This window comes from Streptomyces sp. NPDC001985, assembly GCF_040296845.1.
In the GTDB taxonomy this organism is placed as follows: Bacteria; Actinomycetota; Actinomycetes; order Streptomycetales; family Streptomycetaceae; genus Streptomyces.
This window is the reverse complement of sequence record NZ_JBEOYB010000033.1, coordinates 69,766-84,763: the sequence shown is the minus strand read 5'-3', so window position 1 is coordinate 84,763 and position 14,998 is coordinate 69,766. Positions and strand designations below refer to the sequence as shown.

The window sequence follows — 14,998 nt, the reverse complement described above, 5'->3', positions numbered from 1 at the left end:
CAGGCTGTTGTGGGTCGGGGGGCTGTCCCCCCCCCGGGCCCCCCCCCCCGCCCCCCCCCCCCCCCCCCGGCGTACCCCCCCCCCCGCCCCCGGTCGCGGGCTTCCGCCGTCTTGTGCGAAGGCCCTCCAGCATTTATAGTCAAGTTGACCATTAAGGGGGGCGGGGATGAGTCTCGCGAACATGCTGGACCCACTGCGACAGCCGCTGTTCACCGTGCTCGGCACACCGGTGAGCTGGACCGAGGTGCTCGGATTCGGCAGCGGCGCGCTCTGTGTCTGGCTCGTCGCCCGTCAGCACACCGCCAACTGGCCCATCGGCATCGCCAACAACCTCTTCTTCATCCTTCTCTTCACCCAGGCCGGCCTGTACGCGGACGCGGGCCTTCAGGCCGTCTTCATCACCCTCGCCGCCTTCGGCTGGTGGACCTGGACCCACGGGGGTGGCCCAGGCTCCACGGTTCTCCCGGTGCGCCGCACCTCGCGCACCGAGTGGATCTGGCTGATCGCGGCGGGGGTGGCGGGGACGGCGCTCCTCACCCTCCTCCTCGACCGCGCGACCGACTCCACCGTCCCCTTCTGGGACGCGCTCACCACCGCCCTGTCGCTGATGGCGACCTACGGGCAGTGCCGCAAACGGCTGGAGTCCTGGTGGCTGTGGATCGCCGCCGACGTGGTCCACATCCCGCTCTACGCGCACAAGGACCTCTATCTGACCTCGCTGCTGTACGCCGGGTTCCTCGTGCTCTGCGTGGCCGGACTGCGCAACTGGTCCCGTGCCCCCGGCGCCGGCGCGGCCGGCTCCGCCCGCCCGGCACCCGCGGAGGCGGCCGCGTGAGACGCCACCGGCACGGACTGGTCCTCGGGAAGTTCTATCCCCCGCACGCCGGCCACCACCATCTGGTCGCCACCGCGGCCGACCGCTGCGAGCGGCTCACCGTCCTGGTCTGCGCCGCCTCCGTGGAGTCCATCCCGCTCGCCGACCGGGTCGCGTGGATGCGCGAAGTGCACCCGGACGTCCGGGTGGTGGGCACCGTGGACGACATCCCCATGGACACCGGCGACCCGGCCGTCTGGGACGCGCACATGGCCGTCTTCCGGGCCGCTGTCCCCGAACCCGTCGACGCCGTCTTCACCTCCGAGCGGTACGGCGCTGAACTGGGCCGCCGCTTCGGCGCGGAATCCGTCTGCGTCGACCCCGGCCGCACCCTCTTCCCCGTCTCCGGCACCGCCGTCCGCGCGGACCCGCCCGGCTCCTGGGACTTTCTGCGCGCCCCCGTGCGCGCCGCGCTGGCCCGGCGGGTCGTCGTCCTCGGCGCCGAGTCCACCGGCACCACCACCATGGCGCTCGCGCTGGCCGGCCACTACCGCCGGCGCGGCGGGGTGTGGGCCAGGACCCGCTGCGCGGCGGAGTACGGAAGGGACTTCAGCGAACGGAAACTGGCCCGGCTGCGCGCCGAGCGCCCCGGCGCCCCGTGGAGCGAGGTCGCCTTCTCCTCGGACGAGTTCCCGCTGATCGCCCGCCGGCAGGCCGAGCGGGAGGAGGAGGCCGCGCGGACCGGCTCCCCGGTGCTCTTCTGCGACACCGACGCCTTCGCCACCACCATCTGGCACGAGCGCTATCTCGGCGGCCCCCACGAGGAGGTCGCCCGGATCGCCGCCCTCGGCCGGCAGCACCTGTGGCTGCTCACCGACGACGAGGGCGTCCCCTTCGAGGACGACGGACTGCGCGACGGGGAGCATCTGCGGCCCTGGATGACCCGCCGGTTCGCCGCCGAACTGGCCCGCACCGGGCGGCGCGCCGTCCGGCTGCGCGGCCCGCACGAACAGCGGCTCGCCACCGCCGTCGCCGCCGTGGACGCCCTGCTCGCCGAGGGCTGGCACCTCGCCGACCCCCTCCCCGACCGCACCGCCACCGAGCGCCACCGCTGACACCGGCCGGCGCACCGTTCCCCCGCTCACTCCGCCCGACCACCGGAGAGCCCTTGATGCACCACCCCGTCCAGGACAGCGGCAACGACCCGGACGCCGGCGAGCGCCCCGGCGGGCGCGCCGAGGAGCACGACGAGGCGTACGACCCCAGGGCCTTCCCGGCCTTCGCCGTCACCGTCGACCTCGCCGTCCTCACCGTCCGCGCCTCGCGGCTGCACGTCCTGCTCGTACGGCGCGGCGAAGCCCCCTACCGGGGCGCCTGGGCGCTCCCGGGCGGCTTCGTCCGGCCCGAGGAGTCCGCCGGGGCCGCCGCCCGCCGTGAACTGGCCGAGGAGACCGGGCTCTCCCGGGACACCGTCCGCGACCTCCACCTCGAACAGCTGCGGACCTACAGCGAACCCGGCCGCGACCCGAGGATGCGTGTCGTCTCCGTCGCCTACACCGCCCTCCTGCCCGACCTCCCCGAACCGCGCGGCGGCGGGGACGCCGCCCACGCCCAGTGGGTGGAGCGCGCCGCTGCGGGACCGCTCGCCTTCGACCACGACCGCATCCTCGCCGACGCCCACGACCGGGTCCGCTCCAAGCTGGAGTACACCGGTCTGGCCACCGGCTTCTGCCCGGCCGAGTTCACCCTCGGAGAGCTCCAGACGGTGTACGAGACCGTCTGGGGCGTCGAACTGGACCGGCCCAACTTCCGGCGGAAAGTCCTCGCCACACCCGGCTTCGTGGAAGCCGTCGAGGCCCCGCCGCGCCGCACCGGCGGCCGGGGGAAACCCGCCGCGCTCTACCGGGCGGGTGCCGCGGCCCTGCTGCACCCCCCTCTTCTGCGACCGGAAGGACGGCAGCCATGACCACGCTCAGGACCCCGAGGACCGTCACCAAGCAGGCCGCCACCGGCTCGCTGATCGGGCTGGCCCTCGGTGACGCCCTCGGATTCCCCACCGAGTTCAACGACGTGCCCCAGATCCTCGCCAAGTGCGGTCCGTGGCGGCGGATGGAGCTGCCCGCCCCCGCGTACGTCACCGACGACACCCAGATGACCATCGCGGTGGCACGCGGCATCCGCACCGCCATGGACCGGGGCCTGCTGGTCGCGTCCCGGCTCACCCGGCCGCTGCGGGAGGAGTTCACCGTCTGGTACCACTCCCCGGAGAACAACCGCGCCCCCGGCCGCACCTGCATGACCGCCTGCCGGCTGCTGGACGACGAACGGCTGCCGTGGACCGAGGCCAGCCGGATCGGCTCCAAGGGCTGCGGCGCCAATATGCGGGTCGCCCCCGTCGGGCTCGTCCCCGGGCTCAGCGACGAGCAGCGGGCCGGAGCCGCCCAGCTCCAGGCGGCGCTGACCCACGGCCACCCCACCGCGCTGGCCGCCAGCGACCTCACCGCCCGCGCCGTCCATCTGCTGGCCCAGGGCACCGAGCCGCTGGGGCTGGTGGGACGGCTGCGCTCCTACGCGTACGAGAACCGCTCCCGCTACCACGAGCGCTGGCTCGGCGACCTGTGGACCCGCGCGCACGACCCCAGCCCCCAGGCGTTCATCTCCCGGGGCTGGGACGAGTGCCTGGCCGCCCTGGACCGGCTGACGACGGCCCTGCGCACCGCCGGCGCGGAGACCGATCCCTGCCTGACCACCGGCGACGGCTGGATCGCCGAGGAGGCCCTGGCCACCGCGCTCCAGTGCTTCCTGCTCTTCCCCGAGGAGCCGGTGACGGCGCTGCGCCGGGCCGCCTGCACCCGGGGCGACTCGGACTCCATCGCCGCGCTCGCCGGGGCCTTCGCCGGGGCCCACCTCGGCGCGGCGGCCTGGCCCAAGGAGTGGGCGGAGCGCATCGAGTACCGCAGCGATCTGATGTCCCTGGGCGCGCTCTGGGACTCCTGACCCGGCCCGCGACGCCCCCGGCCGCCGCCTCTCCCGGAGGCGGCCGGGGGACGCACCCCGCCGTCCGGCTGACTACCCTGAACGGAGCACCCGAGACACACCGGACAAGGAGCACACCGTGGCGGTACGAGCGGTCCGAGGAGCCGTCCAGCTCGACCGGGACGACGCCGGGCACATGGAGGAGCGGGTCGGCGCGCTGCTCACCGCCGTCCTGGAGCGGAACGCGCTGATCGCCGACGATCTGATCAGCGTCTGGTTCACCGCCACACCCGATCTGCACAGCGCCTTCCCGGCCGCCGCCGCCCGCGGCCTCGGCATCGTCGACGTGCCCCTGATCTGCGCCCAGGAGATGGAGGTCCGGGGCGCGATGCCCCGGGTCGTCCGGGTCCTCGCCCATGTCGAGTCCCCGCTCGACCGCGCCGAGATCACCCATGTGTACCTCGGCGCCGCCGCCGCTCTCCGCAAGGACATCGCCCAGTGAGAACCGCCCTCGTCATCGGAACCGGCCTGATCGGCACCTCGGCCGCCCTCGCCCTCGCGGGCCGGGGGGTCGCCGTCCACCTCCGCGACCACGACCCCGAGCGGGCCGCGACCGCCGCCGCGCTCGGGGCCGGCACCGACGAGGCGCCCGAGGGGCCGGTGGACCTGGCGATCATCGCCGTACCCCCCGCGTACACCGCCTCCGCGCTCGCCGGCGCCATGCGGGACGGCGCAGCCCGGGGCTACCTCGACGTCGCCAGCGTCAAGGGCGGGCCCCGGCGCGAGCTGGAGGCGCTCTCCCTGGACCTCTCCTCCTACATCGGTACGCACCCCATGTCCGGCAAGGAGCGCTCGGGACCGCTCGCGGCCACCGCCGACCTCTTCGAGGGACGGCCCTGGGTGCTCACCCCCACGTCCGCCACGGACACCGAGGTCCTCAATCTCGCCCTGGAACTGGTGGCGCTCTGCCGCGCCGTTCCCGTGGTGATGGACGCCGACGCCCACGACCGCGCTGTGGCGCTGGTCTCACACACCCCCCAGCTCGTCTCCTCCATGGTCGCGGCCCGGCTGGAGGAGGCCGACGAGACGGCGGTGCGCCTCTGCGGCCAGGGCATCCGCGATGTCACCCGGATCGCGGCGTCCGACCCGGCCATGTGGATCGACATCCTGGCCGCCAACCCCGGGCCCGTGGCCGACACGCTCGCCGGGATCGCCGCCGATCTGGAGGAGACCGTCCAGGCGCTGCGCGCGCTCCAGTCGTCGGACGAGGCCAAGCGGGAGAGCGGGGCGGAGAGCATCGCCGACGTCCTGCTGCGGGGCAACGCCGGACGGGCCAGGGTCCCCGGCAAGCACGGCACCGCGCCGGCCGCGTACGAGGTCGTCGGGGTGCTCATCAGCGACCGGCCCGGCGAGCTGGCGCGGATCTTCGCGGACGCGGACCGCGCGGGCGTCAACATCGAGGACGTCCGCATCGACCACGCCACCGGCCAGCAGGCCGGTCTGGTCCAGCTCATGGTCGAGCCCGCCGCCGCCGGGGCGCTGGCGGCGGCGCTGCGGGAGCGGGGCTGGTCGATCCGGCAGTAGCGCGGCGGGCGCGGCTGGTCACACACCGTGACGGCGGGCGGCGGCCCCGCGCCCCCGGACGGCGGGCCGCCGCACAGGTGTCCGTGACGGGTCCCGGCAATCGGTAACCTTGGTCGGGGCCCACCGCACTTCCGCCTGGCCCTCTCCTCACCTCAGGAAAGGTGTCCGCCACCGTGGATTCCGTGATCGTCGCCATCGACGGCCCCGCCGGCACGGGCAAGTCGAGCACGTCCAGGGCCGTGGCCGCCGCTCTGGGGCTGCGCTATCTGGACACGGGCGCGCAGTACCGGGCGATCACCTGGTGGATGGTGACCAACGGTGTCGACGTCGCCGACCCGGCCGAGATCGCGCTGGCCGCCGGCAAGCCGGCCATCGTCTCGGGCACCGACCCCGCCGACCCGACGATCACCGTCGACGGTGTGGACGCCGCGGGCCCGATCCGCACCCCGGAGGTCAGCTCCAAGGTCAGCGCCGTCAGCGCGGTCCCCGAGGTGCGCACCCGGATCACCGATCTCCAGCGCGCCATCGCGGCCTCCGCCGAGGGCGGCATCGTGGTGGAGGGCCGGGACATCGGCACCACCGTCCTCCCCGACGCCGACCTCAAGATCTTCCTGACCGCCTCCGCCGAGGCCCGCGCCGCCCGCCGCAGCGGGGAGCTGAAGGGCGCCGATGTCGCGGCGACCCGCGAGGCCCTGATCAAGCGGGACGCGGCCGACTCCAGCCGTAAGACCTCCCCCCTCGCCAAGGCCGCGGACGCCGTCGAGGTGGACACCACGGACCTCACCCTCCAGCAGGTCATCGAGTGCGTGGTGACCCTGGTGCGCGAGAAGCGGGACGCCGCCCGGACCCGGGCGGTCAAGTGACCGCTCCCTCCGCGCGGGGCGCGGCGGCCGGGCGCCGTATCGGCATCGGACTGATGTACGGGCTCTGGCGGCCCCGGGTCCTCGGCGCCTGGCGGGTCCCCTCCGCCGGGCCCGTGATCCTCGCCGTCAACCACTCCCACATGGTGGACGGGCCCATGCTGATGGGCACCGCCCCCAGGCCGGTGCACTTTCTGATCAAGAAAGAGGCGTTCATCGGCCCGCTCGACCCGTTTCTGCTGGGCATCGGCCAGCTGAAGGTCGACCGCTCCGGCACCGACCGCGCGGCCGTCACCGGCGCGCTCGGCGTGCTGGAGAACGGCGGAGTCCTCGGGATCTTCCCCGAGGGCACCCGGGGCGAGGGGGACTTCGCCTCGCTCCGTGCCGGTCTCGCGTACTTCGCGGTACGCTCCGGCGCCCCGATCGTCCCGGTGGCGGTGCTGGGAAGCGGTGAGCGCCCCGGACGGTTGTTCAAGGCGCTGCCCCCGCTGCGCGGCCGGGTGGACGTGGTCTTCGGCGAGGCCTTCGACGCGGGGGACGGCAGTGGCCGCCGTACACGCACGGCGCTGGACGACGCGACCGTGCGCATCCAGCAGCGGCTGACCGCCCATCTGGAAAACGCCAGGCGCCTGACCGGGCGCCCCGGGTAAGACTTGAGCAGTGGGTCACTCACACGTGACCCGGTTGACGATCGAGGAACGGACTTCATGAACGACCAGCACGACCACGGAGCGCTTGGCGATGCCGAGTACACGGAGTTCATGGAGCTCGCCGCGGAAGAGGGCTTCGACGCCGAGGAGGTCGAGGACGCGATCGGCGAGGCCGGTCACGGCCCGCTGCCCGTCCTCGCCGTCGTCGGCCGCCCCAATGTCGGCAAATCGACCCTGGTGAACCGCATCATCGGCCGCCGTGAGGCCGTGGTGGAGGACAAGCCGGGCGTCACCCGCGACCGGGTCACCTACGAGGCCGAGTGGGCGGGCCGCCGCTTCAAGGTCGTCGACACCGGCGGCTGGGAGCAGGACGTCCTCGGGATCGACGCCTCCGTCGCCGCCCAGGCGGAGTACGCGATCGAGGCCGCCGACGCGGTCGTCTTCGTCGTCGACTCCACCGTCGGCGCCACCGACACCGACGAGGCCGTCGTCCGGCTGCTGCGCCGGGCCGGGAAGCCCGTGGTGCTCTGCGCCAACAAGGTCGACGGCCCCAGCGGCGAGGCGGACGCCACCGCGCTGTGGTCCCTCGGCCTCGGCGAGCCGCACCCGGTCTCCTCCCTCCACGGCCGGGGCACGGGCGACATGCTCGACGCCGTCCTGGAGGCCCTGCCCGAGGCCCCCGCCCAGACCTTCGGCACCGCGGTCGGCGGACCGCGCCGCATCGCCCTGATCGGCCGCCCGAACGTCGGCAAGTCCTCGCTGCTGAACAAGGTGGCCAACGAGGAGCGCGTCGTCGTCAACGAGATGGCGGGCACCACGCGCGACCCGGTCGACGAGCTGATCGAGCTGGGCGGAGTCACCTGGAAGTTCGTCGACACCGCCGGCATCCGCCGCCGGGTCCACCTCCAGGAGGGCGCGGACTACTACGCCTCGCTGCGGACCGCCGCCGCCGTGGAGAAGGCCGAGGTCGCGGTCATCCTGATCGACGCCAGCGAGTCCATCAGCGTCCAGGACCAGCGGATCATCACCATGGCGGTGGAGGCGGGCCGGGCCATCGTCGTCGCCTTCAACAAGTGGGACACGCTCGACGAGGAGCGGCGCTACTACCTGGAGCGCGAGATCGAGACCGAGCTGGCCCAGATCGCCTGGGCCCCCCGGGTCAATGTCTCGGCGCTCACCGGCCGGCACATGGAGAAGCTGGTTCCGGCGATCACGACCGCGCTGGAGGGCTGGGAGACCCGGGTGCCCACCGGCCGGCTCAACTCCTTCCTCGGCGAGATCGTCGCCTCCAACCCGCACCCGGTCAGGGGCGGCAAGCAGCCCCGTATCCTCTTCGGCACCCAGGCGGGCACCAAGCCGCCGCGGTTCGTGCTCTTCTCCTCCGGCTTCCTGGAGCACGGCTACCGCCGCTTCGTGGAGCGCAGGCTGCGCGAGGAGTTCGGCTTCGAGGGCACCCCGATCCACATCTCGGTGCGTGTACGGGAGAAGCGCGGGCGCAACAAGTAGTCCGCGCGGAGCCACCGCACAGCAGGGCGCTGCCCCGGACCGGAACGCATCCGGTGCGGGGCAGCGCCCTGCTGTGTGCCGGGCCCCGGGGGGCTCAGATGCCGCGGCGGGCCGGGGGCAGCGCTGCCGGGTGGTGGCCCACATAGGCCCGGGGGGCGGGGTAGGGCTGCCAGCCCATGCCCGGATAGGAGGTGTGGGCGGCGGTTCCGTACCCCCGGCTGCCGCCGAGCCCCAGACCGAAGTCCCGGAAGCCGAGGTCCTCCTCGCCGCTCCGGTCTCCGGGCAGGGCGCGGAACGCCCGGCGGTACTCGGCGCACAGCGTGTCGTAGATGGGGGTGGGGGAGACGGGGGAGATCTCGTGCGCGGGGCGCATCGAGGGGATCTGGGTCGGGTACTGCTGGCGGGTCGGGTCGTATGAGTGCACGTACCTGCAACGACCCATGCCCCCCGCCCGTCACTGTCCCGGTCCGCGCGGAAGTGTCCCGGGGGCACCCGCTCCCAGGACAGATGTTCCGGGAGCGGGGCGCGGTGCGCGGGGAGCGCGGGGCTGTCAGGAGGTGCCCGCGAGCGGCATCGCCGCCGCCACCAGCCTGCCTCCCGCCGCCGCCTTCTCCAGCGCGTCCCGCAGCAGGTCCTCGCGGGGCTGCTGGCCGATCGAGCCGACCGGGGCCGCGTACACCAGCACCGTGTGGGACTTGTTGGCCGCGGTCCGCCAGCCGTCGGTGACCTGGAGCGGGTGGTGGGCCTGCCACCAGGCGACCGGGCTGCCGCCGCCGGTGCCGGGCTGGAGCACCGCGTGCAGCCGGCCCATGGCGAGCAGCACGGACCAGCCGGGGAGCGGGGCGGGCGGCCGGTTCACATCGTGGACCGGGCCGAAGCCCTGCTCGATGAGGAGGGTGAGGAAGTCGTCCCCGCCCTCGCCGGTGGTGCCGGGGCGGGCGATGGGCGCGGTCGGCTCCACCACCAGTGCCGGGTGGAGGTCGCCGCCCAGCAGGATCAGCCCGCTGGTGACGCCCAGCACCGCCTGGCCGGGCGCCGGGTCGGGGCCGGAGCCGCCGCCACCGGGCACGCCGGGGGAGGTGAGGGCGGGGGCGGGGGCGGCGGGGCGGTCGCCGGTGATCGACCGCACGGCGCCCTGGAGCTCCGATTCGGCGACCTGGACCACCTGGGAGGGGATGCAGGTGGCGTGGGCGAAGGCGAGAACGGCGGTCTCCTCGCCGACGAACAGCACGGTGCTGGTGCGCTCCTGCTCGGTGTCGCCCGGGGTGCGGCAGGAGGTGCAGTCATAGCTCCCCGGGGCGTTCTCGCCGGCGAGCAGCCGGTCGGCTTCCTGGTCACCGATCTCGGCGCGTACGTCCTCGCTGACGTCGAGCATGCGCGGCACGGGTGGCTCCTCGGGCTTGGTCTTGTGGGTCGGGGGAATCCCGGCTCATAAAGGGTTCAACGGGTGGGTGTGTGCCGGGGTCACGCCCGGAGCGGAACGGAATCCCTCGCCCCTCCCGAGCGAGCCCCCGCGCCTCAATCGCCGGCGGGGCTGAAAGATCCAGCCTGCCCGGGGGCGCCTCCCGGAGGCAGCTCCGGGGGAGATTGAGGACGGACCCTGTGCCACGGGCGACCCGAGCAAACCAAGCCTGTCTGGGGGCGCCTCCCGGAGGCAGCTCTGGGGGAGATTGAGGACGGACCCTGTGCGACAGGACCCCGCATCGTGCGGGCCACGGTCGGGGGCCGGCCCCCGAACCCCCGCTCCTCAATCGCCGGAGGGGCTGAGGGGTGCGGCTCAGTCGTCGGCGGGGCTGAACAACCAAGCCTGTCCGGGGGCGCCTCCCGGAGGCAGCTCCGGGGGAGATTGAGGACGGACCCTGTGCCACGGGAGTCCCGAGCAAACCAAGCCTGTCCGGCAATTGAGGACGGACCCTGTGCCACGGGAGTCCCGCAGTGTGCGGGCCACGGTCGGGGGCCGGCCCCCGAGCCCCCGCTCCTCAATCGCCGGAGGGGCTGAGGGGTGCGGCTCAGTCGTCGGCGGGGCTGAACAATCCAGCCTGTCCGGGGGCGCCTCCCGGAGGCAGCTCCGGGGCGGGAGCGGGTTCGCAGGTGGGTTGGGGGACGCGGGTTCCCGGCCGAGAGGTATCCCACGGGGGGCTCCGGTGATTTCCGGCCACTCCCGCCCCATCAGTAAAGTCCCTCCCTGACCACACACACTCGCCCCGGGGGAACGGACACCACCGCGCATGCGCATCTCCTTTCTGCTCCACAACGCCTACGGAATCGGGGGCACCATCCGCACCACCTTCAACCTGGCCCAGGAACTCTCCCGCCGGCACGAGGTGGAGATCGTCTCCGTCTTCCGCCACCGCGAGACCCCGATCATGGGGGCCCCGGCGGGCGTCACCCTGAGGCATCTGGTGGATCTGCGGAAGAAGAGCCCCGGGTACGACGGGGACCACCCCGACTACACCCGGCCCGCGAAGGTCTTCCCGCGCGGTGACGGCCGCCACCGGCAGTACAGCCGGCTCACCGACGCCCGGATCGGCGCCCACCTCGGCTCCGTCGACGCCGATGTCGTCATCGGCACCCGCCCCGGGCTCAACGTCCATATCGCCCGCCAGACCCGGCCCGGCCCGCTGCGGGTCGGGCAGGAGCACCTCACACTGGACAGCCACGGCTACCGGCTGCGCCGGGAGATCGGCTACCGCTACCCGCTGCTCGACGCCCTCACCACGGTCACCGAGGCGGACGCCGACGCCTACCGGAGGCTCGGCCTGCCCGGGCTGCGGATCGACGCCGTGCCCAACAGCGTCCCCGCCCCCTCCGTACCCCCCGCCGACGGCACCGCCCGTTTCGTGGTCGCCGCGGGCCGGCTCACCCGGGTGAAGCGGTACGACGTCCTGGTGGAGGCGTTCGCCGAGGTGGCCGCCCGCCGCCCCGACTGGCAGCTGCGCATCTACGGCAGCGCCGACCGGACCGGCGACGAGCGCTCCGCCCTGACGGCGCTGATCGAGCGGCACGGTCTGGAGAAGCACGTCGAGCTGATGGGCAACGCCGACCCGCTGGAGAAGGAGTGGGTGAAGGGTTCCATCGCCGCCGTCACCTCGGCCCGGGAGTCCTTCGGGATGACCATCGTCGAGGCGATGCGGTGCGGACTGCCCGTCGTCTCCACGGACTGCCCGCACGGACCGCGCGAGATCATCGAGGACGGGGTGGACGGCCGGCTGGTGCCGGTCGGCGACAGCGGCGCGGTCGCCCGCGCGCTCCTGGAGCTGATCGAGGACGACGAGCTGCGCCGGCGGACCGGCACGGCGGCCCGCGCCGCCGCCGAGCGCTTCGACCCGGCGACGGTCGCCGCCCGTCACGAGGCCCTCTTCGACGGGCTGGCCGCCGCCCGCGCCGGGAGCGCCGGTGCGCGCAGCACCCTGCGGGACACCCTCTTCCAGGTCCGCGGCACCCTCTTCGACGGGCTGTACGCGCTGCGCTATCTCGCCGCCCGGGTGATCCGCGGCCGGCGCTGATCCCCTGGTTCCCCGGTCCCCGGCCCGGGGATCGAGGAACATCGCCGTCCGCGGGCGCTGGCAGACTTGCGCCCATGCTGGACACCTCCGCGCGGCTGCTGCGCCTGCTCTCGCTGCTCCAGGCCCACCGCGAGTGGTCGGGCCCCGACCTCGCCCGGCGGCTCGGGGTCACGGCCCGGACCGTGCGCCGTGATGTCGACCGGCTCCGTGAACTCGGCTACCCCGTGAACGCCACTCCCGGCACCGGCGGCGGCTACCGGCTTGGCGCGGGCGCCGAACTGCCCCCGCTGCTGCTGGACGACGAGGAGGCCGTCGCCGTCGCCGTGGGGCTGCGGACCGCGGCCGGTCACGGCATCGAGGGCATCGGCGAGACCTCCGTACGCGCTCTGGCCAAGCTGGAGCAGGTGCTGCCGGACCGGCTGCGGCGCCGGGTGAGCGCGCTCAACGCCTTCACCGTGCCGATGCTGAGGACACCGGGCGCCCGGGCCGACGCCTCCGTCCTCACCGAGCTGGCAGGCGCCTGCCGCGACAACGAGCGGCTCCGCTTCTCCTACCGCGACCACGAGGGCGGTGAATCCCGCCGCACGGCGGAGCCGCTCCGGCTGGTCTGCACCGAGAACCGCTGGTACCTCGTCGCCTGGGACCTCGACCGGGCCGGCTGGCGCACCTTCCGGGTGGACCGGATCACCCCGGTGCCCCCGCACGGCCCGCGCTTCACCCCGCGCACCCCGCCCGCCGGCGATCTCGCCGAGTATGTCTCCCGGGGGGTCTCCACCCACGCCTACACGGCCCGCGCGGTGCTGCGGCTGGCGCTCCCGGCGCCGGAGGCGGCCCGGTTCGTCGGCCCGGCGGACGGGGTGCTCGAACCGGTCGACGAGCACAGCTGTCTGCTGCGCACGGGCGCGACCAGCATGGACGTCCTGGTCATCCATGTGCTGCTCATGGGCGTCGGCTTCGAGGTCGTCGAGCCCCCCGAGCTGACCGAGCACCTCAGGGCCGCCCGGGACCGTCTCTCCCGGGCCCTGGAGTGACGGACCCCGGCGCCGGTGCTCCGGCCCCGCCCGCCCCCGCCCGCGCCAGGGCCGGAAACTCCGGATGGTGCAGATCGAACGCCGGGGACTCCGAGCGGATTCTCGGCAGGGTGCGGAAGTTGTGCCGGGGCGGCGGGCACGAGGTCGCCCATTCGAGCGAGCGTCCGAATCCCCAGGGATCGTCGAGCTCCACTTTCCTGCCGTACTTCGCGGTCTTCCAGACGTTGTAGAGGAACGGCAGGGTCGAGATCCCCAGCAGAAAGGAGCCGATGGTCGAGACGGTGTTGAGCGCCGTGAACCCGTCGGCCGCCAGATAGTCGGCGTACCGCCTCGGCATGCCCTCCGCCCCCAGCCAGTGCTGGACCAGGAATGTGGTGTGGAAGCCGATGAAGAGGGTCCAGAAGTGGATCTTGCCGAGCCGTTCGTCGAGCATTTTCCCGGTGAACTTGGGCCACCAGAAGGAGAAGCCCGCGAAGGTCGCGAAGACCACCGTGCCGAAGACCACGTAGTGGAAGTGGGCCACCACGAAGTACGAGTCGGTGACATGGAAGTCCAGCGGCGGCGAGGCCAGGATCACCCCGGTCAGCCCGCCGAGGAGGAACGACACCAGAAATCCCACGGACCAGAGCATCGGCGTCTCGAAGGAGAGCGATCCCCGGAGCATCGTGCCCGACCAGTTGAAGAACTTCACCCCCGTCGGCACCGCGATCAGAAACGACACGAAGGAGAAGAAGGGCAGCAGCACCGCCCCGGTGGCGAACATGTGGTGGGCCCACACCACCACGGAGAGTCCGGTGATGGCCATGGTCGCGCCCACGAGCGTCAGATAGCCGAAGACCGGCTTGCGGGAGAAGACCGGCAGGATCTCGGTCACGATCCCGAAGAACGGCAGCGCGATGACATAGACCTCCGGGTGACCGAAGAACCAGAACAGATGCTGCCAGAGCAGGGCCCCGCCGCTGGAGGCCTGGAAGACCACCGCCCCGAACCTCCGGTCCGCCTCCAGGACCAGCAGCGCCGCCGCCAGCACCGGGAAGGCGAAGAGCACCAGGATCGAGGTGAAGAGGACGTTCCAGGTGAAGATCGGCAGCCGGAACATCGTCATCCCCGGCGCGCGCATCCCCACGATGGTGGTGATGAAGTTGACCGCGCCGAGGATCGTGCCGAAGCCCGCCAGCGCCAGACCCATGATCCACAGATCCGCGCCGACCCCGGGGGAGCGCTCCGCCGAGTTGAGCGGCGCGTAGGCGAACCAGCCGAAGGACGCCGGGCCGCCCGGGGTGAGCAGCGAGCCGAGGACGATCAGTCCGCCGAGGAGATAGAGCCAGTACGAGAGCGCGTTCAGCCGGGGGAAGGCCACATCCGGAGAGCCGATCTGGAGCGGCATGACCGCATTGGCGAACCCGGCGAAGGCCGGGGTGGCGAAGAGCAGCAGCATGATCGTGCCATGCAGGGTGAACGCCTGGTTGAACTGTTCATTGCTGATGAGCTGAAGTCCGGGGCGGGCCAGTTCGGCGCGCATCAGCAGCGCCATGAGACCGGCGATCAGAAAGAATCCGAACGAGGTGATCAGATAGAGATGTCCGATCTTCTTGTGATCGGTGGTACTGAGCCACTCCACCAGTACGCGCGCCGCCCGCCGTTCCCGTACCGGCTCCCGCCGGACCGTCGCGGACTCGGTCTCCGTACCCATCCCTGCCCCCTCGCCGTGGACCGCCGCCTCGGTTGACCCCGCCCGTTCCCGAGGGGGCCGAGGGGATTCTGTAAGGAAGCCGTGAATTCTTCAGGGTTCGTCGAACGACTCACCGAACGGCGCGCCGAACAGCTCGCCGAACGGGGCGTCAATTCGCCCCCCGGCACTCGGGCCGGTCAAATCCCGGGGGAATTCTGCAACACCGCCGGCGGATGGGGAATTACCGTGCGGAGGGTGTCGGAAGGCTCGTTCGAGTGACGGACTGTGCGCCGGACGCGCGTGGACGACCTGTGACAGAAGCGTGACCGGTGGGAGACGGGAGAACCGTGGGAGGGCATCCGGCCCTCCGCTTCCGTCACCGTCCGCTGCCGCCTACGG

14 protein-coding genes are annotated in these 14,998 nt (G+C 73.1%); 11 read left to right on the top strand and 3 right to left on the bottom strand.

Annotated features, from left to right (window positions below):
• Window positions 1-166 precede the first annotated feature (166 nt).
• The 9 genes from pnuC (at window position 167) to der (ending at window position 8,390) form a co-directional block, all read left to right on the top strand.
• Window positions 167-835: a nicotinamide riboside transporter PnuC gene (gene pnuC, locus ABT122_RS17100; protein ID WP_351551980.1), complete on the top strand. Its 669-nt coding sequence runs from the start codon at window positions 167-169 to the stop codon at window positions 833-835.
• Window positions 832-1,929 (top strand): AAA family ATPase, encoded by a 1,098-nt coding sequence (locus ABT122_RS17095; RefSeq protein ID WP_351551976.1) that lies wholly within the window; start codon window positions 832-834, stop codon window positions 1,927-1,929. The genes pnuC and ABT122_RS17095 overlap by 4 nt, the downstream gene beginning before the upstream one ends.
• A 56-nt stretch (window positions 1,930-1,985) precedes the next feature.
• Window positions 1,986-2,780: an NUDIX hydrolase gene (locus tag ABT122_RS17090; RefSeq protein ID WP_351551973.1), complete on the top strand. Its 795-nt coding sequence runs from the start codon at window positions 1,986-1,988 to the stop codon at window positions 2,778-2,780.
• A complete protein-coding gene (locus ABT122_RS17085) occupies window positions 2,777-3,811 on the top strand; it encodes an ADP-ribosylglycohydrolase family protein (protein WP_351551971.1) in 1,035 nt (344 codons plus the stop codon). The genes ABT122_RS17090 and ABT122_RS17085 overlap by 4 nt, the downstream gene beginning before the upstream one ends.
• 118 nt (window positions 3,812-3,929) lie before the next feature.
• Window positions 3,930-4,292: a chorismate mutase gene (gene aroH / locus ABT122_RS17080; protein ID WP_351551969.1), complete on the top strand. Its 363-nt coding sequence runs from the start codon at window positions 3,930-3,932 to the stop codon at window positions 4,290-4,292.
• Entirely contained in the window at window positions 4,289-5,374 is a 1,086-nt protein-coding gene (locus tag ABT122_RS17075) for a prephenate dehydrogenase (protein ID WP_351551966.1), read from the top strand. The genes aroH and ABT122_RS17075 overlap by 4 nt, the downstream gene beginning before the upstream one ends.
• A gap of 161 nt (window positions 5,375-5,535) precedes the next feature.
• Window positions 5,536-6,237, top strand: a complete 702-nt coding sequence (gene cmk / locus ABT122_RS17070; protein WP_351551963.1) for a (d)CMP kinase — start codon at window positions 5,536-5,538, stop codon at window positions 6,235-6,237.
• A 53-nt stretch (window positions 6,238-6,290) separates the two neighbouring features.
• Window positions 6,291-6,884, top strand: coding sequence for a lysophospholipid acyltransferase family protein (locus ABT122_RS17065; protein ID WP_451066967.1), 594 nt, complete (start codon window positions 6,291-6,293; stop codon window positions 6,882-6,884).
• 57 nt (window positions 6,885-6,941) lie between these two features.
• On the top strand, window positions 6,942-8,390 hold the full coding sequence (gene der, locus ABT122_RS17060) for a ribosome biogenesis GTPase Der (RefSeq protein WP_351551957.1): 1,449 nt from the start codon (window positions 6,942-6,944) through the stop codon (window positions 8,388-8,390).
• A gap of 94 nt (window positions 8,391-8,484) precedes the next feature.
• Here der and ABT122_RS17055 read toward each other — a convergent pair whose 3' ends face one another.
• A complete protein-coding gene (locus ABT122_RS17055) occupies window positions 8,485-8,814 on the bottom strand; it encodes a hypothetical protein (protein ID WP_351551954.1) in 330 nt (109 codons plus the stop codon).
• A 126-nt stretch (window positions 8,815-8,940) separates the two neighbouring features.
• Window positions 8,941-9,774: a DUF8842 C-terminal domain-containing protein gene (locus tag ABT122_RS17050; RefSeq protein WP_502976156.1), complete on the bottom strand. Its 834-nt coding sequence runs from the start codon at window positions 9,772-9,774 to the stop codon at window positions 8,941-8,943.
• Between the two features lie 844 nt (window positions 9,775-10,618).
• On the opposite strand from ABT122_RS17050, the gene ABT122_RS17045 reads away from it, so the two are divergent.
• Window positions 10,619-11,896: a glycosyltransferase family 4 protein gene (locus ABT122_RS17045; RefSeq protein ID WP_351551951.1), complete on the top strand. Its 1,278-nt coding sequence runs from the start codon at window positions 10,619-10,621 to the stop codon at window positions 11,894-11,896.
• Window positions 11,897-11,970: 74 nt separating this feature from the next.
• The gene (locus tag ABT122_RS17040; protein ID WP_351551948.1) at window positions 11,971-12,927 is read left to right on the top strand and encodes a helix-turn-helix transcriptional regulator; all 957 of its coding nucleotides are present in this window, start codon (window positions 11,971-11,973) and stop codon (window positions 12,925-12,927) included.
• Here ABT122_RS17040 and ctaD read toward each other — a convergent pair.
• Window positions 12,887-14,620 carry an aa3-type cytochrome oxidase subunit I gene (gene ctaD, locus ABT122_RS17035; protein ID WP_351551945.1) on the bottom strand — a complete coding sequence of 578 codons (1,734 nt, stop codon included), beginning with the start codon at window positions 14,618-14,620 and terminating at the stop codon, window positions 12,887-12,889. The two genes, ABT122_RS17040 and ctaD, sit on opposite strands and share 41 nt — an antisense overlap.
• Window positions 14,621-14,998 lie beyond the last annotated feature (378 nt).